We start from the raw sequence: 24,655 nt of genomic DNA, 5'->3' as shown, positions 1-24,655 counted from the left end.
TGAAAGGGGCTGTGACTCGAATGCATTTGCGTCCTGACATTGCTTGGCACCTCCTGCCTACCGGCGATCCGCCGTAGTTCTTTATTGTTGGGCTGAATAATAAATCAAGTAAAAGTTAATTGCACCCGAATTTTTCGGGGGGATGCGTGCACCCTAAAGAAACGCAATCCCCCGCTGGCAGCCCCGCCAGATTTCAAGAGGGCCACCTGTCGCCGCTGCTTTGACTGATGCGCGACTGCCGGACGGGAGTAACCGGCGCCCACCCAACCGGAGGTCGCCATGCACAAGCCGCCAGAACTCATGCCGCACAACATCGATCCGTTTGAATCCCCGCGCATTCCTCACTGGTTGCAGAACCTGCTGTGCATCCTGGTGCTGGTGGTTTTCTATGCGCTGGCCGCATGGGCAGATGACGTTGGCGAGCCTCCGGCGCAAATGGCGGCGGCTGAGAGCAAGCACAAATGATCGGCCGGCCAACCAGCCGCAATCGCGGCGAACGCTTGAAAGAGCGCGGCCAGCAGTTGGCACTCGACTTCGCCGGCGCCGATTGGGGGACGCTGGTCGTGCGCAAGCTGCGCGAATTCATCGCTGCCAAGGGCTATGCCACTTTCCCGATTGAAGAATTTCGCGAGTGGGCGCTCGCCGACGGCCTGCCCGCCCCTGCTTCGCATTTTGCCTGGGGTGCGGTGCCGAAGCTGGCCCGCAGTGCCGGGCTGATTGTCTGGACGGGCCAATACATTGCCGCCCGCAGCGAGAAAACCCACGCCCACCCGGTCAAACTGTGGAGAGCAGCATGAATCGCGCCCAACGCCGCGCCGCTGGCAAGCGCTCAAATTGCCGGACTGCCCCTGTTCCAGCCTACCTTTCGCGCATGGAGGTGATACGCCTCCTGCTGACACCGCGGGCCGCACTGGATCGACTGGCGGCAACAAATCGCATCGACACCGATGATCTCGGCGCTCTTGAATGCCTCGTCCATCTGACAGAGCGCTACAGCATCGCCGCCGACGTGGATTGCCCGGATACCGTCATGTTGCGCGGCCTCGTGCAGCAGATCGGCAGCGGCGTGCCGGTGCTTGTCGAGCATATCGAGCGCTGCCGGGCCGAGATCGACGCCATTGCGCCTTGGCTGCAAACCATACCGCGTGCGATTCAGAAGCAAGTGCAGCAGGCCATGCTGCCAGAGGTTGAGGCCGCCGTTCGGACTGACGAGATCAGGCGGCTGGTTGAGGCAACAGCATGATGCGCTACGGCACCGTCTGCAGCGGCATCGAGGCCGCATCCGTCGCGCTGGAACCGCTGGACTGGCAGCCGGCCTGGTTCGCTGAAATCGAGCGCTTCCCGTCCAGCGTGCTGGCACATCACTGGCCGAACGTCCCCAACCTGGGCGACATGACCACTATCGCCGACCGCGTCTTGGCTGGCGAAGTGGAAGCCCCCGATGCCCTGATCGGCGGCACGCCCTGCCAGGCGTTCAGCGTCGCCGGCCTTCGCAACAGTCTGGCCGACGTGCGCGGCCAGCTAACCCTTGAATTCGTGAGGCTCGCCAATGCAATTGACCGTGTTCGACGCGATAGCGGAAAGCCTGAGTGCGTCGTCTGGTGGGAGAACGTCCCCGGCGTGCTCAACACCCCCGACAACGCCTTCGGCTGCTTCATCGGCGCTCTGGCGGGCTGTGATGCCGCCCTCGTTCATCCACAAGGATGCGGCTGGCCCGACGCAGGTTTGGTTGCTGGCCCCGTCCGAACAGTCGTCTGGCGGGTGCTTGATGCCCAATATTTCGGCCTGGCCCAACGACGCCGCCGTGTGTTCGTTGTCGCAAGTGCTGATGCATGGTTCGATACCGCCGCGGTACTTTTTGAGTTCAAAGGCCTGCGCCGGGATTCTGCGCCGAGCCGCGAAGCGCAAGAAAGTCCTGCCAACACAATTGCAGGCGGCGCTAGAAAGCGTGGCGGCTACAGCTACGACGATGTGCCCGCCGTGAGCTTGCCCTTGATGTCCAAAGCGCAGCCGATGGACTTCGAGCTGCAGACCCTCATTGCCGGCACGCTACAGGCGAATGGAAAAGCGGCAGGGAGCGCGACGCAGCAAGATGCCGAGTCGGGCCTGCTTGTAGCCTGCTCGGTCAGTGGTGATATTGCGCACACTCTCAATTCGGCCAACGGTGGCAAGAACAGCAGCGAGGACGGTACTGGTCGTGGAGTGCCGATCATTGCGTTTACGGCCAAAGACCATCGCGGTGATGCATCGCTAGACCTGGCGCCTACGTTGCGCGCTGGTGGCTTTTCCAATAGCCATGCAAACGCTGGCGTTATGCCAGCAATCGCCTTCCATGGGTCGCAAGATCCTGATGTGTCTGGCGACGTGACGCACCCGGTCGGCCGCAACCAGGGCCAGGAAACGTGCGTTGCCTACACCACCAAGCTGCATAACACCGCCAGCAACCAGGCCGGTAAGCTCTACGAAGAGTATGCCCCTTCGCTGGATCGCAGCAGTCCGCCGCCTGCCTTGATTACGCCCTATCAGGTTCGACGCCTCATGCCTGTTGAATGCGAGCGCCTGCAAGGCTTTCCCGACAACCACACCCAAATCCCTACCCGCCGCGCCAACGTGCGCGCCGTAGTGGATGGAGACGGTGTGCGGCTGATCGACGGCACGGTTTGGGTAATGGCAGCCGACGGCCCGCGCTACAAGGCCATTGGCAACAGCATGCCGGTGAATGTGATGCGCTGGATTGGCGAGCGCGTGTCGGCTCATGCCAAACCCGCAAGAAGGAATCATCGGAAATGATCGACCGCGCCCCATACATCCACGCGGCCCGCGTCTATCTGGCGCAAGCGCGGCACTTTCGCCTGCGCGGCTCTCCATTCTGCCTGGTGCTGATCGAATGGGCCGGCAATGCGCGGCGCCGCGCTGCGGCATGTCGGCCCGAGCCTGCTGGCCAGCTGGAGTTGTTCTGATGGCATCGCAAATCGATCTATTCGCCGCTGGCGCCAAACGCCTGCAGATGACCGACTCCATCGAGCTGACCATTCAGTCGCTGCAAGCCTACGGCCCTGAGCATGAGCATTGGGGCATCGCTTGGTCTGGTGGCAAGGACAGTACAGCCACGCTGACGCTGATCATGTACCTGATCGATGGCGGCAAGCTGCGCCGACCGAAGACTCTAACGGTGTTCTATGCCGATACTCGGTTGGAACTACCGCCGCTGGCCATTGCTGCCCGTCGCATCATCGACGAACTGGAAGAGCGTGGCATTGAGGTCGAGGTGGTGTGCGCGCCGCTCGACAAGCGATTCATGGTCTACCTGCTCGGGCGAGGTGTGCCGCCCCCAAACAATGGCACCCTGCGCTGGTGTACCGGCCAGATCAAGATCAGCCCGATGGAAGAAGCGCTACGCCAGCGACTGGATAGCATCGACGGACAGATCCTGATGATCACCGGCGTGCGCCAGGGCGAAAGCGCCATGCGCGACCGCCGTATCGAAATGAGCTGCGGCAAGGACGGTGCCGAATGCGGGCAGGGTTGGTATCAGCAAGTGCTACCGAACGCCAAGGGCTTGCGCAACCGGCTGGCCACGCTGGCGCCGCTATTGCACTGGCGGGTGTGCCATGTATGGGAATGGCTGAAGCACTGGGCGCCATCGGCTGAGTTCGGCGACTGGAGCACCGCCATGATCGCCGACGCATACGGCGGCGACGAGGCGGAAGAGATCAATGCCCGCACCGGTTGCATCGCCTGTCCACTGGCCAGCGAGGACAAGGCGCTCGACACCATCCTGCGCAACCCGCGCTGGCACTATCTACGACCACTGAAGAGCCTCAAGCCACTGTGGAGAGAGCTGCGTGAGCCACAGCATCGACTGCGCAAGCCGGGGCTGGAGCGACTGAAGGACGGCAGCATTGCCGCCAACCCACAGCGGATGGGCCCATTGACCTTCGAGGCACGTTTGATGGGCCTGGAGCGCGTGCTGTCCATCCAGGCCGCCGTCAACGCCGGCGCCGACCGCGAAGGCATGCCGCGCATCGACCTGATCAACGCTGAGGAAGAAGCGCGCATTCGCGAGCTGATCCGTCTGGAGACATGGCCGCAAGGATGGGATGGCGATGAGCCGCTGGCAACGGTGCCGCTGGATATCGTTTATCAGAACGGCGCAGTCCAGCCTCTGTTGTTCGGAGCAGAGACATGAACTACTACGAGCGCCATCTTGGCGACTATGCGCGCGACGCCGGGCATCTGTCGATGCTGGAGGATGGCGCCTACACACGGCTACTGGATCGCTACTACACGACAGAAACAGGCATTGCAGCCGACCAAGCCCATCGCATTGCCCGCGCTCGAACACGAGAGGAAAAGGCTGCAGTCGATGTGGTACTCGCTGAGTTTTTCACGCTGACGGATGGCGTCTGGATCAATCAGCGAGCCGAGGAAGAGATCGCCAAGGCCCAAGCAAAGATCAAGGCGGCTCAGGAAAACGGCAAGCGCGGCGGAAGACCGAAAAAGAACCGAGAAGAAACCGACGAGAAACCCGGTGGGTTATTGCTGGGTTCTGAAATCGAAACCCAGCCAAAAGCTCACCAGACACCAGACACCAGACACCATATACATGCTAACGCATGTATATCCGCGCCCACTTCCGCAAGGCCAGCGCGACGCTCACGCAAGAGCACCATCCCCGATGGTTTTGCAATCTCGGCTCGGGTGCAGTCCTGGGCGCGCGAGAAGAGCATCGGCAACCTGCAAGCCCACTTCGACAGCTTCGTGCTGAAGGCTAAGGCCCGCGGTTACACCTATGCCGATTGGGATGCTGCGCTCATGGAAGCAATCCGTGAGAACTGGGCCAACCTGCCGACCACGCCGGCACCTGACCTGCTGACCGACAACCAACCCAAGCGGAGCGCCACCGATGGCTTCCTTATCGACTAGACCGATGTCGTCACTGCTCGCTCACCTGCAGACCATGCAGCAGCGGCTTGGCTTGCCGCCGAGCGATGTTGCTACCGAGCGCCCTGGCTGGCAGCAGTTTGACCAGTGCGCGACGCACGGCACCTTCGCGCTGAACTTCCGTGATGAGCACGGCGCCGAGCGCTGGCATCCGGCTGGCTGCCCCGCTTGCGCTGCGCAGGCCGATGCCCGTCGCCTACTTGGGCGCGCTGAGGTCGGCAAGCGCTTTCTCGATTGCACGTTCGACAACTACCTTGCCCAGACCGACGAGCAGAAAAAGGCGCTGGCCCGCTGCCGCAACTATGCCGAGCACTTCCGCGAGCACCACGCCGCCGGGCGATCGATGATCCTGCGAGGCAATCCCGGCACTGGCAAAAACCATCTGGCCGCCGCCATCGTGCTGTCAGTGCTGCGCGAGGGCTTCACGGCGCTCCAGTCCACCGCTTACGAGCTTGTGACGCGCATCAAGGAGACCTGGGGCAAGGACGCCGAAGGTCGGGAAGCGCGCGAGCTTGAGGTTATCCGGCGCTTCGCCAGCGTTGATTTGTTGGTCATTGATGAGGTCGGGCGCCAATTCGGTAAAGAGGCCGACCAGATCCTGCTGTTCCACATCCTCGATGGCCGCTACCGCAATGGCCTGCCGACCATCGTCATCAGCAACAAGACCACCGAAGAGATCGAGCAATACCTGACGCCGGCCGGCTTCGACCGCTTGCGGCAGAACGGTGGCCGCATGGTGCAGTTCAACTGGCAATCGAATCGGGGTGCGGAATGAGCAAGGAGAGCGAGGCGCCGAACTGCCTGCGGTGTGCGCATTTGACTGAGTTTGCCAACTGCGCGGCGATCTTGCGTGGCGAGGTGCTGGACAAGCAAGGCCAGCCCTACTTGCCAGGCCGGCTGTACGGGCCGCCAAGTCCGACAGCGTGGGCAGGCAAGTGCGGTCGGTTTGAGGATACGGGCTATCGGGTGAGCTACCCGCAACATGGAGAGCAATGGAGATGAGCGAAGACAAGCTGCAATTTTCGGTACCGGGCGAGCCGCAGGGCAAAGGCCGCGGCCGGGTTGTGCGCTGGGGTGACCGGGCCGGCATCAAGACGCCAGAAAAGACGGTGGCCTATGAAGGGCTGATTGCCCATTGCGCCGCCTGCGCCATGGGTGGCCGGGCGCTGCTGGAAGGCCCGGTGGCGGTGCACATGGATATCACCGTGTCGGTGCCGCAATCCTGGCCCAAGCGTCGCGCTGCCGATGCGCTTGCCGGCCGGGTACTGCCGACCAAGAAGCCGGATATCGACAACGTGGAAAAGGCGATTTTTGATGGCCTGAACGGTATCGCATGGCGCGATGACGTGCAGGTGGTCGACGTGACCAAGAGCAAACGCTATGGCGCCGTGCCGGGCGTGTTGGTGGTGGTAACACCATTGCAAGCGGAGGCTGCATGAGCGCGATCAGCGTAGAGGTCGTGGCGTTTGGCGCTTGTTCCGTAGCGATTCTGGCTGCTCTGTGTGCGGGATTTGTGGAACAAGCCAAGTTAGATAGGGCATACAAAATCGCGGAAATTCGGCGCGAGAAATCAAATGCGGCCTTTCAGGCAGCGCTTCGCAAATTGTCTGGCCCATGCGAATGGAAGCCACACGAAGGGGCGTACATCCCCGGAACCTGGCGCAGCGCGTGCGGCTTGATGTGGACGTTCATGGCGGGCGGGCCGACCCAATATGGCTTTGCGTATTGTCCAAAGTGCGGCAAGCGTGCCGCGATTGCTAAGGCAGAAGGAGTGACGGCATGACCAAACACACAAGCGCCGAAGTGCGCAAACTGATTACCGCCTACGCCGACCTGTTGCAGCAGCAGGAGCAGGCCGAGCCGGGGGCGGTGCCGGATGATGTGATGGCTGACCTTACGCGCATTAACCACTGGATGTTGAACTTGCCGATCCCGACAACCGGGTGCTCTGCGATGTGTGTGCGAATGAAGCGGGTCATTGATTCACTCGCCACAACCGGGCCCAAATCCAAGTCGGCAGCGGTGCCGGATGGGTGGCGCGAGCTGTTTTGGGAAGTGGCGAAGGTGTTGAAGTGCCTGCCATCTACATTCCTAGACGGAAATCAGCACGTTATCAGAGCTGCCGAGAATGCCATGCTCGCCGCCGCCCCGGCCGCGCCGCAGCAGGATGGTGCCCTTATTGATGAGGGCAGCAAGGTGGACAGGCGGGCATCCGCCAGCCTCTGCTACTCGGAGGACGGACGTATTTGGTTTGACAATCCTACCGACGCGTATTGTTTTATAGGCTCGAATGTAGGCGACCAGATCGAGCTGCTGGTAAGTACCACGTCCTGGCCCGTCACATTCGTTGTGACCAAAAGACCGGGCACGGATAGCGACGACTATGCGGTGGAGCCCGCCATCGCGCAGAAAGGGCAGCAGCCATGAAGCGTTTCCGCCGACCAAAGCTGAAAGACGGCGAGCTGCGAGTCTACTGGGGCAAGCTGCCGCACGATTGCCCGGATGTGATTTTCGCATGGCAAGGCGAAACCAGCATGAAAGGGGATTCACGGCTATTGCACTACTACCTAGCCGGCCAGCAGCCTGACCCATTTGTGACTCCGCTTTTCAGCAAGATGAGGCCCAGCTTGATACAGGAACTGGAAGCGCGGGGCTACGACATCACGACCATTGAATTTCGTATTCGGAAGCGCGAAACAGCGGAGAAGCAAACATGACACCCGAACAACTCGAAGCGCTGACTATTAACTGGCGGAATGCCGATGGCGAAGACGCGGTTGTAGATGCGGGTGCCGCAATGTCCAGAGCACTTAGCGAAATCGCCGCCACGATGCGCAAGGGGCGGCTGACTGATGAATCGGCGTTAAGCATCGTCCGCGATGAAATCGGCTTTGAAACTGGCGAATTGCAGACACTGAACGATAGTGACTTATTGCAAGTCTCCCACGCCATCGCCGACGCCGCCGTGCTGGCCGCGACGGGAGAGGATCGGCGCGACGCCGAGCGGTATCGCACTTGGCGCGATGCGCTAGTTGGCGAAACAGCCGCGTTTCAAGCGCTGATGGAAAAAGCGCTGCCGGCGGATATTGGCCTAAGCCGCAATCCTACCGCCGCAGAATGGGATAAGGCCATTGACGCCGCCATCGCTCAGCAGAAAGGCGGTGAAGCATGAACGACCGCGAATTGCTGGAACTGGCGGCGAAAGCTGCCAAAGTCGATGGGCTGGAGTGGCGCAATGGCTCAGCCTGCTATTACTACGACGACCCGGAAACTGGTCGGGAAGAGTGGAATCCGCTTGCAAGGGACGGTCAAGCACTGCGCCTAGCGGTGAAACTGGACTTGTTTTTGAACCTGCGATTTCTGAAAGAAAGGGATGTGCTGATTTTCACCGAGCGCTACCCAAGACTGGAAGCCACTCGCCGCGCCATCGTCCGTGTTGCCGCCGAAATTGGAGAAGCCAACGCGCAGAAAGGCGGCGCCGAATGAGCTACGTCACCCCACAAGAATGGCAGCGGGAGGCACTGGTGCGCATGGCCGAGCACCTTGGCACACCAGAGGCAGACGTGTGGCGCGTTCAGGCCAACCGTTTCGGCGCGCTGAATGATGCGCTCGCAGCGTACCTTGACCGGATTGCAGAGCTGGTAGAGGAAAACAAGGCGCTGCAAGCTCACATCCGCGCACAGCGGGAACACAGCGAAGGAACCGTATGAAGGGCGAACTGCACTCGCACCTCGGCAAGCATCAATTGCCGGCGCCAGCCACATCGGAAGAGCTGCAGGCGATGCGCTGCCGGGCGTGGCATGAGCAAGGCATCGCCATTATTCCGCTCGATGCCGTGGCCGACGATTGGGACAGGCTGCACATCAACAGCATCGCCAGTCGCCTGTATGGCCCACGAACCGACAAGCCAAAAGCCACAAGTAGAAAGGCCCGAAAATGAGCACATTCCAGACCATTCACCAGGCGCTGCACTTTGCCTACACGATTCAGGCTTACGAGATCGGGGCGGAGTCGGCCATGACCAAAGCCTTGCGCCGCATCATGATGGAGCTTGGCTTGTGGGAAGAAGCCGGTACCACTTCAACGGTCGATTTCGGCGGGCTCGATCGCCAGGAAGTGCGCGGCCAGTGCGCCATGATCCGCGCCATGGTGGCCGACCATCTGCCAGAACATGAACGCTGGGCCGTCGAGGCGCGTTACGAGTTGCTTATCCCAGAGTTGCCCACCAGCGGCTGGCGAGCGCTTAATCCACGACTGCGCCAGATTCGCCCCGCCAGTCGATCGCAGCGAGCCTCCACGCCGCTTGTGTTCTCGCCGGCCAAGCGTGCAGCCATCTTGGGGCTGGTGCAGTACCTCGGCCCTGTGTTCGATGGCTTGAGCCATGACCAGCTATCGCTGATGGTGGTGCGCGCGGCGGATCGAAAGGCTCTGCCCGGAGGCTGTCGGCAGCTTGGCAAGGAGACGGGGATTAATTACCGAACCTTCCACCGTCGTAGCCGCGAGGTGCGCGACATCATCGTGCGGCTGGAGAATCAGGCAGCAGATCGGCTCGCCCCGCTGATGATCGGCGAACTGGTCGCAGCCTGATGTTTTGTTTGGCTTGACTCTGTGTCACGCTTTGAATATAGTTTTGCTATATTCCGCAGGAAGTTACGACTAGCCCAAGCCTAAGCGCTTGGGCTTTTTCATTGAAACAGGGCGGCTCGTAGATGTTGGAGCATTTACGAGCCGCCTCGACCCGCAGATATAGCCTGCGAGCCTTAGCCAAGGCCCTGTCCCCTCGCGAGGGACGGCGAGCCTAACACGGGACTCGCATGAATGAAATCCGCTGCGGACACTGCCAGCGCCTATTGGCCAGAGCGGTGTTCAGTAAAATCGAAATCAAATGCCCGCGATGCGGGACATTTAACATCCAGAGCGCCGTGAGCGCCATGCCGGAACGCCCGTTGAGCGTCGAATCGATGATCAATGGAAAACCAAACGCTCGCTCTGGATTTTGAAAGCCGTGCGCTTTCATCTCTAAGCCCTTACGCTGGTAATGCCCGTACTCACAGCGCTGCGCAAATCAACAAGCTGGCGCAAAGCCTCGTCCAGTTCGGCTGGACGGTACCGATTCTGGTTGATGAGCTTGGCGAAATCGTCGCTGGGCATGGGCGGCTTCTCGCAGCCAAGGCTGTCTTGGCTGAAGGTTGGGCAATACCCGGCTGGTCAGACGCTTCGACGGCGCCGGTGCTCACCAAGCGCGGCCTATCGCCTGAGCAGAAGCGGGCCTATCGCCTTCTGGACAACCGGATTGCGACAGAGGCAGGTTGGGACAAGGATCTGCTTGCCCTTGAGCTCGCAGGCCTACAGTCCGCCGAGTTTGACCTTGCGCTGACTGGTTTTGACAAAGGCGAGATTGACGAACTTTTAACGGCTCTATCTGGCAAGGATCCGGCAACGCAAAAGGCTGATGCCAAGTCGGCGCTCGCTGATCGCTTCTTGGTTGCGCCGTTCACGGTTCTCGATGCCCGGCGTGGTTGGTGGAAGAGTCGCAAAGACTCGTGGATAAAGCTTGGCCTTAAATCAGAGGCTGGCCGTGGCGAGTTGCTAACATTTTCCACGTCGTCGCAACCGCCCGCGGTGTATCAGGCGAAAGAAGAATATGAAGTGCGCATCGGGCGAAAGGCCAACTGGGATGAATTCCTTGAGGCCTGCCCTGATGTGCAGGTGCAATCTGGCACGTCGATCTTCGACCCGGTGCTGTGCGAGCTGGCATATCGCTGGTTTAGTGCGCCTGGCGCCATGGTGCTTGATCCATTTGCGGGCGGCTCGGTTCGCGGGGTTGTAGCGGCAATGACCGGCCGGCAGTATGTCGGCTGCGATCTTCGCGCCGAACAGGTGGATGCCAACCGCGTACAGTGGGCCGAAATTGGCCGCGACCACGATGGCCCGGCGCCGACATGGCATTGCGGCGATAGCTGCGAGATTGACCAGCACTGCGCCGGCATTGAGGCCGACTTCGTGTTTTCGTGCCCGCCCTACGCTGACCTAGAGGTCTACTCGGACGATCCGCGTGATATCTCAACAATGGGCTACGCGGATTTCCTGACTGCCTACCGCGTCATCATCGCCAAGACTGTGGCCATGTTGAAGCCCGACCGGTTCGCCTGCTTCGTCGTTGGCGATGTACGCGATAAGCGCGGCGTGTATTTGAACTTTGTCAGCGACACCATTGCAGCATTTCGAGATGCCGGCGCCGAGCTATACAACGAAGCGATCCTGATTACTCCAGGCGGATCGCTGGCCATGCGTGCCGGCAAGGCTTTCACAGTTAGCCGGAAGCTGGGGAAGGCGCACCAGAACGTGCTGGTGTTCGTGAAGGGCGATCCGCGCGCTGCTACTGACGCATGCGGCGACGTTGCTCTTGATGAGTCGCTATTCGCCGAAGCGGTCGATGAGCGCTAACCGCCCTTCTTCCTTCGCGGCTGCCACGTCCTTGCCTAGTTGGCTCAGGAAGTGCGGGTGGATGTATGCCGTGTGCGCGTTCAGGATTGCATCGCGGTGCCGGTCAAGTCTTGGGAAGCGAGCCGCAAGGCTGATTGCCTTTTGCCAGTTGCCGGCCTGCATGTGTTGTTTAACGACTGAGAGCTTGGTTTCCATGGCTCCAGACTGTAAGGCGACCGTGTTGGGTGTCCAGTCCCTGCCGGTCGAAATCTGCAACGATGTCTACTGTCTCGGTTGATACCCTGGGCAAGCTGCTTGATCTGACGCCGCGACGCATCCAGCAGCTTGTCAAGGAAGGGGTTTTGCCGCGCCCGATTGAACGCGGTCAATATGAAGTTGTCGCCTGCGTTCGCACATATGTTCGTCACCTTTCCACTTTGCGTTATGCCGAGAGCGACGATCTGCAGGCGCAGCGTACACGCTTGGTAAAGGCACAGGCCGACCGGGCAGAACGTGAGAACGCCATCGCAGCAGGCAACCTGATAGACGTTGCAATAGCAGCCCAGGTGATCAGTGATGCGCTATCCGATGCGCCAGACGACTGGAGAGATCGCGCCGTGTCAGCGCTCAAAGGGATGCAATGCCACCCCGTCTAGCCAAGCCATGCGCCCATCCAGGCTGCGGCGCACTAGTGCGCGACGGGTCAAGGCACTGCCCGCGTCATGCCAAGCAGGCCCAGGACGCCGACGATAGCTGGCGCGGATCGGCAACCGAGCGCGGCTATGACCACAGATGGAGACAGGCCAGAGCTATCTACCTGCGAGCCAACCCGCTATGCGTTCGTTGCCTTGGGCTTGGTGAAGTCGTGGCGGCGGCACTGATTGACCACATAAGGCCACACAAGGGCGACATGGCGCTGTTCTGGGATCGAGGCAACTGGCAGGCGTTATGCCAACCATGCCATGACATGCACAAGCAGGCGGCGGAAGCGCGCGGCGAGTTCCCGGATTGGCGATGATTTAGGAGAAAACGTGCTTCGGCAATCAGGCTATGGCTTTGCACCGTCTCTTTTCTGAATGGCATCCTTCGCGCCTTTGGGGAGACTATCGAATATTGCTGATACCTGCTTTGGATGCGCAATCATTGCTTCAACAATGTGATTGATTAACTGAAACAGCGTTATGGCTACTTCAGGGTCATCGTTGATATCAATTTCGCCAGGGTGTACTGCGTTATTGCCAATAACTCGGCAATAATCGAGGGCTTGCTGAACCGTTGGTGGCAGTCCTTTTTTCACCAGGGATGCGATATCTTGGTCGATCCGGTCGCCCTTCTCTCCGAGATGCGCAAGTAGCTTTTGTACCGCCAATCGAATGAGGGCGCATGCTGCTCTAGGCGAGCGGCCCACTATCTCCCTTGCCTCGTTGTAATCAAATTTGCAGTCATCTGGCATTTCATCGTGCGCAAACGGCGCAGTTGCTGAAGCCGGGAATACCATCGTCCCGCAGCGCCAAACTGACTTCTCGCGGCAATGGACGCACGTGCAAGTTGCCCAGTCGGTTAATTCAACGTGGTTTGGAATTCCTTGCCGATAGACATTTTCGCTAACTGTTACCCATGACTGAGCCGCATACACTTGGCAGTGCACGCAGTTAAATTGCTTTGCGCCAAAAGTTGGCGGGTAATACGTCTTCACCATTTATCGTCCTCTTGTAGTGGGAGTCACGCGAATCATCGCGGGCCTTGCCCAAGCCGATGCTAAGTTTTCTTCCTGCATTTTGCATCGTGCAAGGAGGGGGGGCAAATCCCTATGGCTTCGAGCCTCCGCGACCGGCTCCGTAGCCTTTTTTTTATCTCCGCAAAATTCCGAATCCGAAAATGGCCCGTCCGCGCACACCAACCAACGTCCTCGATGCTCGGGGCGCGTTCAAGAAAGACCCGCAGCGCGGGCGGGCGAGAGCCGGCGAGCCAGAGCCGAACGGCCCGATTGGCGAGCCGCCTGAACGGCTGAACGACTCCCAGCGTGATGCATGGGCCGAGATTGTCGGCACTGCGCATGATGGCGTGCTCTGCCGGGCCGACCGGCTATCCGTCGAGATGGCCGCCTGCTTGCTGGCTGAATTCTGGGCTGATCCTGTCGCCTTCCCTTCTGGGCGCCTCGCTCGCCTCGAAGGCCTGCTTGGCAAGTTCGGCATGACGCCATCTGATCGCAGCAAAGTCGGTGTGCCAGGCGGCAAGCAGAAAACCAACGCTTTCGCCGCACTGCTGAAGGGGGCGAAGAAAGTGAAGTGACATGGCCAATCCGCACGTAGCCGCAGCGAATCGGTACGCGCGGGAAGTGGTAGCCGGCAAGATTCCGGCCTGCAAATGGGTGCGTGCCGCCTGCCAGCGCCATCTTGATGATTTGACCCGGCAGAAGAGCAAGCCTTACCCATTCCGCTTTGATGCCGAGGCTGGCGAGCGCGTCTGCACGTTTGCCGAGCTACTGCCGCACGTCAAAGGCAAGTGGGCGGCCAAGGCCGAAACGATCAAGCTGCAGGCGTGGCAGAAGTTCGCCCTGGTTGTGCTGTTCGGCTGGCTTCGCAAGAAGGATGGCCGGCGGCGCTTCCGCGAAGCCTATCTGCGCATTCCTCGCAAAAACGGCAAGTCGATACTGGCCGCGGTTATAGGCCTCTATATGCTGGCCCTCGATGGCGAGCACGGCGCCGAGGTGTATAGCGGGGCCACCACAGAGAAACAGGCTTGGGAAGTATTCAGCCCGGCCCGGAAAATCCTCGAACGCACGCCCGAACTGATCGAGGCGTTGGCGGCTGAGCTCTGGGCGAAGTCGATTGTGTTGCCCGAGGACGGCAGCAAGTTCGAGCCGGTGATCGGCAAGCCCGGCGACGGATCTTCGCCGTCCTGCGCGATCATCGACGAATACCACGAGCACGACACGCCCGAGCTGTACGACACCATGATCTCGGGCATGGGTGCGCGCGAGCAGCCGCTGGCGCTGATTATCACGACAGCCGGCTTCAACATCGCCGGGCCTTGCTACGACAAGGATCTGGAAGCCCAGCGCATGCTCGACGGCGCGGTCGAGAACGACGAGCTGTTTGCGCTGATGTACGGCATCGACGATGCAGACGATTGGACGAAGCCGGAAGCGCTCATCAAGGCCAATCCGAACTGGGGTGTGTCGATCGAGCCGGATTTCTTGCTGGCCCAGCAGCGCCAGGCGGTGCTCAACCCGGCAAATGTGACCCGGTTCAAGACCAAGCACCTGAACCTATGGTGCTCGGCGCGCGAGGCGCTGATCAACATGGTGCGCTGGAACGCCGGCACCGACCCGATGCTCGCCGAAAGCGAGCTGGCTGGCCTGCCCTGCCGCATCTGCATCGACTTGGCGTCCAAGTCCGACCTTTGTGCCGTGGTGCGGGTGTACGAAAAGGAAGTCGGCGGCAAAAAACACTACTACCTGTTCGCCCGCTACTACCTACCGGACGAAACGATGGCAAGCGATTCGCACAACGCGGCGGCCTACCAGCGCTGGCACCAGCAAGGCTGGCTGACAGTGACAGATGGCGCAACGGTTGATTTCGATCTGGTTCTCGCCGACATCATTGCGGACGTGCAGCGCATCGGCCCGGAAGAAGTTGTATTCGACCCGGCCAATGCCACATGGATGGGCCAGAAGGTGGCCGCCGAGGGGGTGACTGTGGTCGAGTTCACGCAAAACGCATCGAACATGGGGCCAGCGACCGATGAATTCCTTACTGCCGTCCACGACTATCGAATGCACCACGATGGCAACCCGATCACCGCCTGGTGCGTCGCCAATCTGGTAGCGAAACGAAACACGGGCAAGCTGCCTGTGCCGACCAAACAAAAGCCGCACAACAAGATCGATGGCGCAATCGCCGCGATCATGGGCTGCGGACGAGCGGCCATGCCGGGCGAAGAAGGCCCGGTCGTGATCGGCTCCGACTACGAGATGACAGTCGTATGAGCGAATCAACCTACAACACCGGCGTTGGCGCCGGCCTGCTGATGATCTTCGGCGGCGTGGCGTCGCTGGCAGGCCTGCCCGCTGCCTGCATCGTCGGCGGCTCGCTCGTGCTGACTATCACCGTCATCGGTCGATGGCTGCTGAGCAAGGAGCGCGGCTGATGTTCCTCACCAAACGCAAAGCGGAAGACCGGTCGCCATGGGGCGACTTCTTTTTTACGCCGGTCGGTAAGCTATCAATGAGCGGCGCCAGGGTGACGCCTGAATCGGCGTTGCAGCTGAGTGCCGTCTATGCGTCGGTGCGCGTGCTATCCGAAACCATTGCCTGCCTGCCGATCAATATTTATCGAACTGGCGACAAGAACAAAAAACCCGCCAAAGATCATTGGCTGTGGCCGTTGCTGACGCGGCGGCCAAACCGGTACCAGAATCCGTTCGAATTCAAGGAAATGCTGCAGGGGCATCTGGCACTGCGCGGTAATGCCTACTGCCTGATGCAGTTCGACCGGCAAGGCCGCATCACCGAACTGCTGCCACGCCACCCCGACCGGGTAAAGATCGACCTGTTGGACAATGGTGACTATCGTTTTCAGATTGCTGACCAGACGGGCAAATGGGTACCGTTTGCGCGCGAAGAAGTGTGGCATCTGCGCGGCCTGTCATCAGACGGCATTGTCGGGCTGAGCCCGATGGACATTGCCCGCGAGGCTGTCGGCCTGGGCTTGTCGGCGCAAAGCTACGGCGCCCGCTTCTTCCAGAACGACGCCAAGCCGACTGGCGGTTGGATCGAGTTCAACGGCACTTTCAAGGATAAGACCTCGCGCGAGATGTTCCGCGAGTCCTGGCAAGACGCGCAGGCAGCCATGAACCGTGGCCGAATGGCCGTGCTGGAACACGGCATGAAGTACCACGAGGTTGGCGTCACCAACGACGATGCCCAGTTCCTGGAAACCCGCAAATTCCAGACTGAAGAGATTGCCCGGATTTTCCGGGTACCGCCTCACCTGATCGGCGACCTGTCGCGCTCAACCTTTTCCAACATCGAGCAGCAATCGATCGACTTCGCCACTTACACCATGACGCCATGGGCCGAGCGGTGGGAGGCCAGCATCGAGCACCAGTTGCTGCTGGACAGCGACGAGATTGAAGTGTCGTTCGACTTCCGCCGGTTACTGCGCGGTGACGCGGGGGCGCGGGCCTCCTACTACCACAACGGCATCCTCGATGGCTGGATGACGCGCGCCGAGGCGCGTGAAGCCGAGGACTTGCCGCCAATTGACGGCCTGGACGAACCGTTGCGGCCACTGAATATGGTCGAAGAGTCCGCCGCCGAGGTTGGTGAAACCACTACAGGAACAGATGACGATGAAACGTGAATTGCTGATCGCGCAATTTCTCGCTACGCCATGGGCCATGCAGCCCGAACGGCTTTCGGCCGTGGCCGGTCTGCTGGCGCGCTGGCGAAGCGGCGCGGGGGCCAGTGAGGCGACGCTGGCCGCCGTGGCCGAGGCAAAGTCGGCCGCAGCGCGCAAAAATTCAGGCAAGCCGAGCGGCAGCATTGCCGTGTTGCCGCTCTATGGTGTGATTACTCAGCGGTCGAGCATGGTCGATGATGTGTGCGGCCCGACCGGTACCAGCACGCAAGCCTTCCTCGCTGCCTTCCGCGATGCCATGGAAGATGAAACAGTTGGCACGATCATCATCGACATCGATTCGCCCGGCGGCTCGGTGTATGGCGTCAGCGAGCTGGCCAGTGAGATCGCCCAAGCCGCCAAATCGAAGCGCGTTGTAGCGTTTGCCAATAGCCTTGCCGCCAGTGCGGCGTACTGGATTGGCTGCGCGGCCGGGGAATTCTACGTCACGCCCGGTGGCGAGGTCGGAAGCATCGGCGTGTGGCAGGCGCATGAAGACTGGTCGAAGGCAATGGAGCAAAGCGGCGTCGATGTGACGCTGATCTCGGCCGGCCAATACAAGGTTGAGGGCAATCCCTACGAACCGCTTACCGACGACGCCAAGGCATTCCTGCAAAGCCGCGTCGATGACTACTACACCATGTTCACCAAGGCGGTCGCCAAGGGCCGTGGCGTGCCGATCGATGCGGTGCGCAACGGCATGGGTCAGGGCCGCGTGCTCGGCGCTGACGAAGCCCTGGCCGAAAAAATGGTCGATGGCATCAAGACCTTTGACGAAGTGGTCGCCATGATCCGCAAGGACTCGACCTCATCCCAAACCAGCGCCAAGGCAGACGCCCTGCCGGGTGTTAACCGACTGGCTGCCGCAAAGCGGGAGCTGTTCTTGCTGTAACGGCCGCGCAAGCGGTTATCGCGTAACGAGTCGCCCTGACCGGCGGCTGAACCCAAAGAGCCGGCGCCAGCCGGTTTTACCCACAAAACCCCCGAGCCAATACGGCCGGGGGTTTTTGTTTTGGAGCTTTGCCCATGAACAAGAAACTCCGTGAACTGTTGGCTCAGAAGCAGGCCGCCACCGCAGCCGCTCGTGCCATTACCGACAAGGCAGACAAGGAAGGCCGTGATTTGACGGTTGACGAAGATGCCGAATTCCAGCGCCATGCCGCTGATATCCGCGCACTGAACGGCAAGATCGAGCGCGAGCAGTTGCTGGCCGATGAAGAAGCCAGCGCGACGCCAGTTGCAACGCAATCCGGCTCTGGTGCGAATGTCACCGTCACCGACAACCGCGAGCAAGACCCGACGCGCGGATTTGCCTCGGTCGGGCAGTTTTTCCAGGCCGTGGCCGGTGCCGGCCAGTCCCGCAATCGCGTGTTGGACGATCGCCTGATGATCGGTGCCGCAGCGCCCGGCACCTTTGGCAATGAATCGTCCGGCGCTGATGGCGGCTTCCTGATTCCGCCGGCCTACTCGGAAGACATCTATCGTCTGTCGCTGGGCGAGGATGCGTTGCTGCCAATGACCGACGACGTGGAAATCACTGGCAACTCGATGTCGTTTCCCAAGGATGAAACCACGCCATGGGGTACAAACGGCATTCGTGCGTTCTGGCAGGGCGAGGCGTCAACCGCCCAGCCTACCAAGCCGGTCGTTGGCCTGGACACCTTGCGCCTGAAGAAGCTGATGGCCTTGGTGCCGGTAACCGATGAGCTGCTGGGCGATGCTGCCGCCTTGCAGAGCTACCTGCCCGGCAAGGTGGCTGATTCGATTCGCTGGAAAACCAACGAAGCGATCTTGTTCGGCGCTGGCGGCAATGGCATTCCTGCCGGTGCATTGGCATCGAATGCTGCGGTCGTGGTACCGAAGGACAGCGGCCAAGCCACTAATACGCTGTCGCCAACCAATCTGGCGAACATGATTGCGCGCCTGCCGCCTGGATCATTCGGCCGCGCGGTCTGGCTGATCAATAACGACGCCCTGCCCGCTCTGTTTACGCTGACGCTCGGCAATTACCCAATCTATATGCCATCCAGCGAGGGCATCAAGGGCAGCCCATACGGCATGCTGTTGGGCCGCCCGGTGATGGTGAGCCAGCACGCCAAGAGTTTCAGCTCGCAGGGTGACATCAACCTGGTCGATCTGAGCTTCTACCAAACCATCACGAAGGCCGAGGGCATCCAGACCGCCACGTCGATGCATCTGTACTTCGATGCCGATTTGACTGCCTTCCGTACCATTTTCCGACTGGATGGCCAGAGCAAGATCGCCAACCCGATCCAGCCTGCCAATGGCTCGAAAGTGTTGTCGCCATTCGTGCAGCTAGGCGCTCGATAAACAATGAACTTGGCCCGCCCTGAGCGGGCTTTCTATTTCGAAAGGACTGCCATGCTGCCCAATACCAAGACCAGCGAAGAATTTGCGCTGCTCGCTTCCGTCGATCCAGCCAGCCAAGCGACCGGCACCGTCACTACCGGCTGGATCAATACCACAAACTTCGCCAAGTTCATGGCCCTGATCTCGACCGGCGTACTCGGCGCTGCCGCCACCGTCGATGCCAAGATTCAGCAAGCACAAGACAACGTGGGCACCGGCGCCAAGGATGTAACCGGCAAGGCCATTGTCCAGATCATCAAGGCAACTGGTGACAACAAGCAGGCCCTCATCAACTTTCGCGGTGAAGACCTGGATATCAATGGCGGCTTTGGCTTTGTGCGCGTGTCGGTGACGGTTGGCACTGCTGCCAGCCAAGCCGCCGCCTATCTGTTCGGCGCCGTGCCACGCTTCGCCCCGGCCGAGCCTTTCAACCAAGCCGCCGTTGCCCAGGTGATCTAAACGCAGGCGGGGCATCCACCCCGCCGAAGGAGTAACCCCATGAAGCGAATCCGCTATTTGCTGGACTATCGCGCCACTGACGGCAGCGGCATCTCCCGCGTGCTGTATCAGGCCAACGAAACATACGACATCGACGACAACTCGGAGCGGCATGTCGGCCAAGGCTTGGCCGAATACGTCGAAGATAAGCAGGCTGGCCAGGCCAAGAAGCAAGGCGAAAAGAAGGCTGCCAAGGATGAAGCGCAGGCCGATACCGGCGCCGACGCTGCAAGCGACGAATCGCCGAAGGCTTAACCATGGCCTATCAGCTTGTTACCCAGCCGACCGAAGAGCCGATCAGCCTTGCCGAAGCACGCCTGCACTTGCGCATCGATGACGATCTGACGGCTGACGACACGCTGATCTCTGCGCTCATTGTTGCGGCCCGGCAGTTTGCCGAGAACGAAACGCGCCGGGCACTGGTCACCCAGACTTGGCGCCTGGTGCTCGACTGCTTCCCCGGCCAAGCCAGTTACACCGTACCGTTGCGGCCATTTGGTTTGCCGCCCAATGCGATCTTGCTGGAGCGCTGCCCGGTAAAGTCGGTGCAGTCGATCCGCTATTTGGATATGGGCGGCATCTGGCAAACCATGTCGCCGGCCGACTACACCGTCGATCTCACATCTGAGCCGGCCCGAATAACACCCTGCTTCGGCAAGATTTGGCAGCCGACCCTGCCACAAATCGGCGCGGTCGAGGTGGTGTTTGTCACCGGGTACGGCACTGCAGCTGAGGTGCCAGCCGCGCTCAAGTCGTGGATGAAGTTGCGCATCGGCAGCCTGTACGAGCACCGCGGCGAAGCCGAAATCGTGTCGCGCGGCAAACTGGAGCCGATGCCCTTCGTTGACGGGCTGCTCGATCCATATCGGATGATCCTATGAGCGCAACCGGACAACTAAACCGCCGCGTTCAAATCCAGCGCCGCGATGCGCAATCCGACGGGTATGGCGGCGGCCTGGCCGATACATGGTCGAACGTGCTGGCCTGCTGGGCATCGGTTGAGCCGCTGAATGGCCGCGAGCTGATCGCCGCACAAGGCCAGCAATCCGCCGTCAGCGTGGAAGTGTTGATTCGCTACCGGCAAGGCATCTTGCCCGGCATGCGTGCGGTGTATCAGGGCCGCAAGCTGCATATCGAAGCCGTGATCGACCAGGGCGGCCGGCATATGTTTCTGCTGCTGCAATGTTCCGAAGGGGTGAAAGATGGCTGACCTCGCTGTGCAAGGGCTGGCCGAACTTGGGCGCGCGCTCGATGGCCTTGGCCCGAAGATTGAGCGGAAGCTGATGCGCCGCGCGCTGCGTGCCGGCGCTGTACTGATCCGCAACGCGGCGATTGCCCGGGTGCCGAAAGACTCAGGCGCCGCGCAGCGTTCGATTCGTGTCGTATTCCGACGCGGCGAGCCTGGCGTCATCGTCGTGAATGTCGTCGCGGGCGACCTGAGCGAGAGCAATCAGCGCAAGTTCGGTCAAAAGTCGGCCTTCTATGTTCGCTTCCTTGAATACGGCACCGCCCGTTTGCCGGCAAGGCCATTTATGCGTCCGGCGCTGGATGATCGGGCCAGCGCCGCCGTCGAAGCAATCGCCGGCGTGCTGGCTGATGGCATCGAGAAAGAGGCCGCGCCATGAGCACCGGCAAAGCTATCTACGCAATTTTGAGCGCAGCGCCGACTATCAGTGCCAGCGTCGGCAATCGCATTTATCCCATGCTTGCGCCGCCCAATGTTGCGGCGCCGTACATCATCTATCAGGTGATTAGCGGCAACAGCAGCCAGCGAGCGTTGATCGCGGGCAATCGCGGCCGGGAGCGCGTTCAATTGACCTGCTGGTCAACCAGCTACGGCGCAGCACAAGCACTTGCGGACGTGGTAACGGTTGCCCTTGATCGCATATCTGGACGCTTCGGCGGCGTTGATGTCCGCGACTTTGTATCGGGCGGTTATGCAGAACAGCACGATCCAGAAACCAACCGCTTCGGTGTCATTCTGGACTTCCATGTCACGGTGAGAGCATGAAGAGTCAAGACATACTGCGCTACGCCCGCGATGCACTGGTGGGCGATGCCGCACTGGCCGCCCTGGTGGCCGGACGCATCGCCGTCGATCAATTCACCGCAGCAGCCGAATTCGACCTACCCGCGGTAGTGCTTGCCGACGCGGGCTCGGTGGCGCTCAGCGACTCGCCGCTTGGTATGGTTCGCTACGAAATGCAGCTCGGCATTCACTTCGCGGTGCGAGGCGATGCGCTCAGCACTGTTACACGCGATATCGCAGCGCGCATCGCTGCGCGCATCGCGGGCGATCCACAGCTTGGCGGCACCGCTTTGCAGGTGTTGCCGCCACGCATCGAAAGCAGCACCGACCCGGAAGAACCGTCTGTGCGAACAACCACCCTCAGCTTCCCGGTGATCTACCAAGTCCCGGAAGGCACTATTTAAGGAATGCCCGATGGCAAAAATCAAGACCGACGCAACCGACCAGCCCAGCAATGGCGCCCAGGCTGATGACCCTCTGACACAGCCGGATGTACCTGCGGCCATTTTTGACGATCAGAATGCGGGCCTTGGTGGCTCGTATTTGCTCGATCCTGTCTCTGGCTTGCGCCAGCTGGTTCAGCGCACTGAGCCAGACCCGAATCAAGCCTGATTCAAGGCCTGCGTAAGCGGGTTATCGCGTAACGGCCTGCCGAAAGGCGGGCACCCAAGAGGCCAGCAACTGCTGGTCTTTCCCACACAGCCCCTGGCCAATGGTCGGGGGCTTTGTCTTGGAGCCAGCAATGCCTACACAGTTGTTTGAAAAAAAGCAGGTGATCTTGGCGAAGATCGAAACCACCAGCGGCACCGATGCCGTGCCGGTGGTTGGCACCGACGCCATGCTGATCCGGTCGTTGACCGTCACACCGTTGGATCAGGACGTTGAAGCGCGCAATGTCGTTCGGCCGTATTACGGCAACTTTGAAAACATCCCGGTTGCGAACCGGGCAATGGTCGAGTTCGAAGTCGAGCTGGCAGGATCCGGCGCTGCAGGAACCGCCCCGAAATGGGGTGTGTTGATGCGCGGCTGCGGCTTTTCCGAAACAGTCACCGCCAGCACCAATACCATCTATGCGCCAATCAGCAGCGCATTCGAGTCGATCACCATCTATGCCTTCGTCGATAAGGTACTGCATAAGCTGACCGGATCGCGCGGCAGCGTGAGCTTCGACCTGACCGCCAAGAAGCTACCGGTGATGAAGTTCAAGTTCACCGGCCTCTTCTCGCCGGTCACCGACGTGACGCCGGGCGCACCGGACTACAGCGCCTGGCAAAAACCGGTTGCAGTATCGACAGCAGCCACCACTGGCCTGACCGTGCTCGGCTATAGCTCGCTGGCCCTGGAATCGCTGACCTTCGACATGGCCAATGCGATCAAGCACCGCGTGCTGGTCGGCGCTGAATATGTGGCGCTAACCGACCGCACGCCGGCCGGCCAGATTTCGTTCGAAGCGATGAAAATCGCCGACAAGGATTGGTGGACAGCCATGCAGGCGGCCACCACTGGCGCTATCGCCCTGCAGCATGGCCAGACGGCCGGCAATATCGTGCAGCTCAGTCTGCCGAAGGTGCAGCTGGTCAAGCCAAGCTACAAGGCCTCCGACGGCATCATGATGTTGAACGCCTCGATCAATGTATTGCCAGTCATCGGCAACGACGAAGTCACCCTGACCGTCAAGTAAGCCCGCACAACCCTGCCCGGCCATGCGCCGGGCTTTCTCATTTAATGGAGCCTCCATGTTCGTACTCAGCAAAAAACCCACCATCAAATGGCCCGCCAAGATCAAAGCCGCTGTCGAAGGCGGCGCAATCAAGGAGTACCAGTTCGACTTGATTTTCAAGAAACTGGATGCCGATCAGGTCGAGCTCTTGAATCAGGTCAACGAGACAGTTGAAGGCGAATCGATCGATCAGCAAGTCGAGAAGACTGCGGCCAAGATCGAGGGTTGGCTTGATGGCTGGACGGGTATCAAGAACGAGGACGGTACGGATATCGAATTCTCGCCCGAAAATGTGCGCTTGATCCTGAAGTCGCACTTCGGCCCGGCGTGGCAGCTCGCCTTCTATACAGCGCTGGGCGAAGTGCGGACGGGGCAACGCGCAAAAAACTGACCGACGCGGCCGAGCATCTGGCCCGATGGATGCTCGGCCGCCCCGGCAAAGGCGAAACGCTGGGTGAAAATCTGGCGCTATGGGCTGGCGAAGAAATCGAGCATGAGCCGCAGATCGAGTTTTTCGGCGTGTTCGAGGAAAACTGGGAATCGGTGAATGTCTTCCTGGCCCTGCGCAATCGCTGGCAAAAGATCATCCCCCCTATGGGCGGCACCATCATTTGGGATGGCTTGCGCTGGGCTGATGCCGATGTTTTCCTGCGTCGATCAGGGATCGCCGATCAGGATGCGGTGTTTGCCGACTTGCTATTGATGGAGGATGCCGCCATGCGCATCCTCAACGCGGGGGATGACGCGGATGCGGAGAGCGGATAGCCTACTGCTTGTCCAAACCAAGGAGGATAAGCATGGCAAACGAAGCTGCTCAGCAAGGCCCAAAACAATACAACGTAGGCATCATTCTGGTGCCACTGGTCATTATCGGTTTTGGCTGGTGGTACTTCGGCGGCGGACAAGAGCGCGCAGTGCAGAATCAAATGCAGAATGTTGAACGCAAAGTCGTAAATGATGCGATCAAGCAGTACGACATTGCATTGGGGGCAAACAAAGCCCTCGATGCGTGCGTGCAAGCGGGCCTAGTGGCCCAAGCCATGCTTCAGGCTAAAGATCAGCCTGGATATGAGCAGTGGAAGAAAACCGAGGCACACGACTGCAAAATTGCGGGCGTTCCAAAATAAACCAGTACTTGCAGTGCAACAGCCCGCCGATTGGCGGGCTTTGTTTTTTCATGCCCGCCAATCGGCGGGTTATTTATTTGCGGGCGGGATATGAGCCAAACAGTCGGGAATCTGGTTATTGACCTGCGCGCCGACGTTG

41 protein-coding genes are annotated in these 24,655 nt (G+C 60.4%); 39 read left to right on the top strand and 2 right to left on the bottom strand.

Going from position 1 to position 24,655, the window contains the following annotated elements:
* Positions 1 to 279: 279 nt before the first annotated feature.
* From ACE3OH_RS05120 to ACE3OH_RS05030, 19 genes are all read left to right on the top strand, one after another.
* Positions 280 to 465 (top strand): hypothetical protein, encoded by a 186-nt coding sequence (locus ACE3OH_RS05120; protein WP_374349222.1) that lies wholly within the window; start codon positions 280 to 282, stop codon positions 463 to 465.
* The gene (locus ACE3OH_RS05115) at positions 462 to 797 is read left to right on the top strand and encodes a hypothetical protein (RefSeq protein ID WP_374349221.1); all 336 of its coding nucleotides are present in this window, start codon (positions 462 to 464) and stop codon (positions 795 to 797) included. Before ACE3OH_RS05120 ends, ACE3OH_RS05115 begins: the two co-directional genes overlap by 4 nt.
* Entirely contained in the window at positions 794 to 1,243 is a 450-nt protein-coding gene (locus ACE3OH_RS05110; RefSeq protein ID WP_374349219.1) for a hypothetical protein, read from the top strand. Before ACE3OH_RS05115 ends, ACE3OH_RS05110 begins: the two co-directional genes overlap by 4 nt.
* A complete protein-coding gene (locus ACE3OH_RS05105; RefSeq protein WP_374349218.1) occupies positions 1,240 to 2,790 on the top strand; it encodes a DNA cytosine methyltransferase in 1,551 nt (516 codons plus the stop codon). Before ACE3OH_RS05110 ends, ACE3OH_RS05105 begins: the two co-directional genes overlap by 4 nt.
* A complete protein-coding gene (locus ACE3OH_RS05100; RefSeq protein WP_374349217.1) occupies positions 2,787 to 2,960 on the top strand; it encodes a hypothetical protein in 174 nt (57 codons plus the stop codon). The genes ACE3OH_RS05105 and ACE3OH_RS05100 overlap by 4 nt, the downstream gene beginning before the upstream one ends.
* The gene (locus ACE3OH_RS05095; RefSeq protein ID WP_374349215.1) at positions 2,960 to 4,189 is read left to right on the top strand and encodes a phosphoadenosine phosphosulfate reductase family protein; all 1,230 of its coding nucleotides are present in this window, start codon (positions 2,960 to 2,962) and stop codon (positions 4,187 to 4,189) included. Before ACE3OH_RS05100 ends, ACE3OH_RS05095 begins: the two co-directional genes overlap by 1 nt.
* Positions 4,186 to 4,926 carry a YdaU family protein gene (locus ACE3OH_RS05090; RefSeq protein ID WP_374349212.1) on the top strand — a complete coding sequence of 247 codons (741 nt, stop codon included), beginning with the start codon at positions 4,186 to 4,188 and terminating at the stop codon, positions 4,924 to 4,926. The genes ACE3OH_RS05095 and ACE3OH_RS05090 overlap by 4 nt, the downstream gene beginning before the upstream one ends.
* A 4-nt stretch (positions 4,927 to 4,930) precedes the next feature.
* Positions 4,931 to 5,719: an ATP-binding protein gene (locus ACE3OH_RS05085; protein ID WP_374349210.1), complete on the top strand. Its 789-nt coding sequence runs from the start codon at positions 4,931 to 4,933 to the stop codon at positions 5,717 to 5,719.
* 223 nt (positions 5,720 to 5,942) lie between these two features.
* A complete protein-coding gene (locus tag ACE3OH_RS05080) occupies positions 5,943 to 6,383 on the top strand; it encodes a RusA family crossover junction endodeoxyribonuclease (protein WP_374349208.1) in 441 nt (146 codons plus the stop codon).
* Positions 6,380 to 6,727, top strand: a complete 348-nt coding sequence (locus ACE3OH_RS05075; protein WP_374349206.1) for a hypothetical protein — start codon at positions 6,380 to 6,382, stop codon at positions 6,725 to 6,727. Before ACE3OH_RS05080 ends, ACE3OH_RS05075 begins: the two co-directional genes overlap by 4 nt.
* On the top strand, positions 6,724 to 7,371 hold the full coding sequence (locus tag ACE3OH_RS05070) for a hypothetical protein (protein WP_374349204.1): 648 nt from the start codon (positions 6,724 to 6,726) through the stop codon (positions 7,369 to 7,371). Before ACE3OH_RS05075 ends, ACE3OH_RS05070 begins: the two co-directional genes overlap by 4 nt.
* The gene (locus ACE3OH_RS05065; protein WP_374349202.1) at positions 7,368 to 7,661 is read left to right on the top strand and encodes a hypothetical protein; all 294 of its coding nucleotides are present in this window, start codon (positions 7,368 to 7,370) and stop codon (positions 7,659 to 7,661) included. Before ACE3OH_RS05070 ends, ACE3OH_RS05065 begins: the two co-directional genes overlap by 4 nt.
* Positions 7,658 to 8,116, top strand: a complete 459-nt coding sequence (locus tag ACE3OH_RS05060; protein ID WP_374349200.1) for a hypothetical protein — start codon at positions 7,658 to 7,660, stop codon at positions 8,114 to 8,116. Before ACE3OH_RS05065 ends, ACE3OH_RS05060 begins: the two co-directional genes overlap by 4 nt.
* The gene (locus tag ACE3OH_RS05055) at positions 8,113 to 8,430 is read left to right on the top strand and encodes a hypothetical protein (protein ID WP_374349198.1); all 318 of its coding nucleotides are present in this window, start codon (positions 8,113 to 8,115) and stop codon (positions 8,428 to 8,430) included. Before ACE3OH_RS05060 ends, ACE3OH_RS05055 begins: the two co-directional genes overlap by 4 nt.
* Positions 8,427 to 8,654, top strand: a complete 228-nt coding sequence (locus ACE3OH_RS05050; protein ID WP_374349197.1) for a hypothetical protein — start codon at positions 8,427 to 8,429, stop codon at positions 8,652 to 8,654. The genes ACE3OH_RS05055 and ACE3OH_RS05050 overlap by 4 nt, the downstream gene beginning before the upstream one ends.
* The gene (locus ACE3OH_RS05045; protein ID WP_374349194.1) at positions 8,651 to 8,884 is read left to right on the top strand and encodes a hypothetical protein; all 234 of its coding nucleotides are present in this window, start codon (positions 8,651 to 8,653) and stop codon (positions 8,882 to 8,884) included. The genes ACE3OH_RS05050 and ACE3OH_RS05045 overlap by 4 nt, the downstream gene beginning before the upstream one ends.
* Positions 8,881 to 9,531, top strand: a complete 651-nt coding sequence (locus tag ACE3OH_RS05040; protein WP_374349192.1) for a hypothetical protein — start codon at positions 8,881 to 8,883, stop codon at positions 9,529 to 9,531. Before ACE3OH_RS05045 ends, ACE3OH_RS05040 begins: the two co-directional genes overlap by 4 nt.
* 227 nt (positions 9,532 to 9,758) lie before the next feature.
* Entirely contained in the window at positions 9,759 to 9,944 is a 186-nt protein-coding gene (locus tag ACE3OH_RS05035) for a Com family DNA-binding transcriptional regulator (protein WP_374349190.1), read from the top strand.
* Positions 9,913 to 11,391 (top strand): ParB N-terminal domain-containing protein, encoded by a 1,479-nt coding sequence (locus ACE3OH_RS05030; protein ID WP_374349188.1) that lies wholly within the window; start codon positions 9,913 to 9,915, stop codon positions 11,389 to 11,391. Before ACE3OH_RS05035 ends, ACE3OH_RS05030 begins: the two co-directional genes overlap by 32 nt.
* Here the strand turns inward: ACE3OH_RS05030 and ACE3OH_RS05025 are convergent.
* The gene (locus ACE3OH_RS05025; protein WP_374349186.1) at positions 11,362 to 11,586 is read right to left on the bottom strand and encodes a hypothetical protein; all 225 of its coding nucleotides are present in this window, start codon (positions 11,584 to 11,586) and stop codon (positions 11,362 to 11,364) included. The two genes, ACE3OH_RS05030 and ACE3OH_RS05025, sit on opposite strands and share 30 nt — an antisense overlap.
* A 62-nt stretch (positions 11,587 to 11,648) precedes the next feature.
* On the opposite strand from ACE3OH_RS05025, the gene ACE3OH_RS05020 reads away from it, so the two are divergent.
* Together ACE3OH_RS05020 and ACE3OH_RS05015 are read left to right on the top strand one after the other, a co-directional pair.
* Positions 11,649 to 12,026, top strand: coding sequence for a hypothetical protein (locus ACE3OH_RS05020; protein WP_374349184.1), 378 nt, complete (start codon positions 11,649 to 11,651; stop codon positions 12,024 to 12,026).
* Entirely contained in the window at positions 12,011 to 12,388 is a 378-nt protein-coding gene (locus ACE3OH_RS05015; RefSeq protein ID WP_374349182.1) for an HNH endonuclease, read from the top strand. Before ACE3OH_RS05020 ends, ACE3OH_RS05015 begins: the two co-directional genes overlap by 16 nt.
* Positions 12,389 to 12,418: 30 nt before the next feature.
* Here the strand turns inward: ACE3OH_RS05015 and ACE3OH_RS05010 are convergent, their stop codons facing one another.
* The gene (locus ACE3OH_RS05010) at positions 12,419 to 13,069 is read right to left on the bottom strand and encodes a DUF4145 domain-containing protein (protein ID WP_374349180.1); all 651 of its coding nucleotides are present in this window, start codon (positions 13,067 to 13,069) and stop codon (positions 12,419 to 12,421) included.
* 179 nt (positions 13,070 to 13,248) lie between these two features.
* On the opposite strand from ACE3OH_RS05010, the gene ACE3OH_RS05005 reads away from it, so the two are divergent.
* The 18 genes from ACE3OH_RS05005 (at position 13,249) to ACE3OH_RS04920 (ending at position 24,516) form a co-directional block, all read left to right on the top strand.
* Complete coding sequence (locus tag ACE3OH_RS05005) at positions 13,249 to 13,662, top strand: hypothetical protein (protein ID WP_374349179.1); 414 nt, start codon at positions 13,249 to 13,251, stop codon at positions 13,660 to 13,662.
* A gap of 112 nt (positions 13,663 to 13,774) precedes the next feature.
* The gene (locus ACE3OH_RS05000) at positions 13,775 to 15,361 is read left to right on the top strand and encodes a terminase large subunit (RefSeq protein WP_374349177.1); all 1,587 of its coding nucleotides are present in this window, start codon (positions 13,775 to 13,777) and stop codon (positions 15,359 to 15,361) included.
* Positions 15,358 to 15,522 carry a hypothetical protein gene (locus ACE3OH_RS04995; RefSeq protein ID WP_374349175.1) on the top strand — a complete coding sequence of 55 codons (165 nt, stop codon included), beginning with the start codon at positions 15,358 to 15,360 and terminating at the stop codon, positions 15,520 to 15,522. The genes ACE3OH_RS05000 and ACE3OH_RS04995 overlap by 4 nt, the downstream gene beginning before the upstream one ends.
* The gene (locus ACE3OH_RS04990; RefSeq protein WP_374349173.1) at positions 15,522 to 16,736 is read left to right on the top strand and encodes a phage portal protein; all 1,215 of its coding nucleotides are present in this window, start codon (positions 15,522 to 15,524) and stop codon (positions 16,734 to 16,736) included. Before ACE3OH_RS04995 ends, ACE3OH_RS04990 begins: the two co-directional genes overlap by 1 nt.
* Positions 16,726 to 17,664, top strand: a complete 939-nt coding sequence (locus tag ACE3OH_RS04985) for a S49 family peptidase (RefSeq protein ID WP_374349171.1) — start codon at positions 16,726 to 16,728, stop codon at positions 17,662 to 17,664. Before ACE3OH_RS04990 ends, ACE3OH_RS04985 begins: the two co-directional genes overlap by 11 nt.
* A 134-nt stretch (positions 17,665 to 17,798) precedes the next feature.
* Positions 17,799 to 19,103 carry a phage major capsid protein gene (locus ACE3OH_RS04980; RefSeq protein WP_374349170.1) on the top strand — a complete coding sequence of 435 codons (1,305 nt, stop codon included), beginning with the start codon at positions 17,799 to 17,801 and terminating at the stop codon, positions 19,101 to 19,103.
* A gap of 51 nt (positions 19,104 to 19,154) precedes the next feature.
* Positions 19,155 to 19,601: a hypothetical protein gene (locus tag ACE3OH_RS04975; RefSeq protein ID WP_374349169.1), complete on the top strand. Its 447-nt coding sequence runs from the start codon at positions 19,155 to 19,157 to the stop codon at positions 19,599 to 19,601.
* A 39-nt stretch (positions 19,602 to 19,640) separates the two neighbouring features.
* Positions 19,641 to 19,895 carry a hypothetical protein gene (locus ACE3OH_RS04970; protein WP_374349168.1) on the top strand — a complete coding sequence of 85 codons (255 nt, stop codon included), beginning with the start codon at positions 19,641 to 19,643 and terminating at the stop codon, positions 19,893 to 19,895.
* Positions 19,896 to 19,897: 2 nt separating this feature from the next.
* Positions 19,898 to 20,521: a head-tail connector protein gene (locus ACE3OH_RS04965; protein WP_374349166.1), complete on the top strand. Its 624-nt coding sequence runs from the start codon at positions 19,898 to 19,900 to the stop codon at positions 20,519 to 20,521.
* A complete protein-coding gene (locus tag ACE3OH_RS04960) occupies positions 20,518 to 20,850 on the top strand; it encodes a phage head closure protein (protein WP_374349165.1) in 333 nt (110 codons plus the stop codon). Before ACE3OH_RS04965 ends, ACE3OH_RS04960 begins: the two co-directional genes overlap by 4 nt.
* A complete protein-coding gene (locus tag ACE3OH_RS04955; protein ID WP_374349164.1) occupies positions 20,843 to 21,265 on the top strand; it encodes an HK97-gp10 family putative phage morphogenesis protein in 423 nt (140 codons plus the stop codon). Before ACE3OH_RS04960 ends, ACE3OH_RS04955 begins: the two co-directional genes overlap by 8 nt.
* Complete coding sequence (locus ACE3OH_RS04950; protein WP_374349162.1) at positions 21,262 to 21,651, top strand: DUF3168 domain-containing protein; 390 nt, start codon at positions 21,262 to 21,264, stop codon at positions 21,649 to 21,651. Before ACE3OH_RS04955 ends, ACE3OH_RS04950 begins: the two co-directional genes overlap by 4 nt.
* A complete protein-coding gene (locus ACE3OH_RS04945; protein WP_374349160.1) occupies positions 21,648 to 22,073 on the top strand; it encodes a hypothetical protein in 426 nt (141 codons plus the stop codon). The genes ACE3OH_RS04950 and ACE3OH_RS04945 overlap by 4 nt, the downstream gene beginning before the upstream one ends.
* Before the next feature lie 10 nt (positions 22,074 to 22,083).
* Positions 22,084 to 22,281, top strand: a complete 198-nt coding sequence (locus ACE3OH_RS04940; RefSeq protein WP_374349159.1) for a hypothetical protein — start codon at positions 22,084 to 22,086, stop codon at positions 22,279 to 22,281.
* A 130-nt stretch (positions 22,282 to 22,411) separates the two neighbouring features.
* Complete coding sequence (locus tag ACE3OH_RS04935) at positions 22,412 to 23,350, top strand: phage tail tube protein (RefSeq protein ID WP_374349158.1); 939 nt, start codon at positions 22,412 to 22,414, stop codon at positions 23,348 to 23,350.
* 55 nt (positions 23,351 to 23,405) lie between these two features.
* Positions 23,406 to 23,780 (top strand): hypothetical protein, encoded by a 375-nt coding sequence (locus ACE3OH_RS04930; protein ID WP_374349156.1) that lies wholly within the window; start codon positions 23,406 to 23,408, stop codon positions 23,778 to 23,780.
* A 29-nt stretch (positions 23,781 to 23,809) separates the two neighbouring features.
* A complete protein-coding gene (locus tag ACE3OH_RS04925; RefSeq protein WP_374349155.1) occupies positions 23,810 to 24,154 on the top strand; it encodes a DUF1799 domain-containing protein in 345 nt (114 codons plus the stop codon).
* 32 nt (positions 24,155 to 24,186) lie between these two features.
* Positions 24,187 to 24,516, top strand: a complete 330-nt coding sequence (locus tag ACE3OH_RS04920; RefSeq protein WP_374349153.1) for a hypothetical protein — start codon at positions 24,187 to 24,189, stop codon at positions 24,514 to 24,516.
* The last annotated feature ends 139 nt before the right edge of the window (positions 24,517 to 24,655 follow it).

The organism is Chitinimonas sp., assembly GCF_041904975.1.
Taxonomy (GTDB): domain Bacteria; phylum Pseudomonadota; class Gammaproteobacteria; order Burkholderiales; family Chitinimonadaceae; genus Chitinimonas.
Note: the sequence above shows the minus strand (reverse complement) of the source record. Positions and strands in the feature narration are given on the sequence as shown.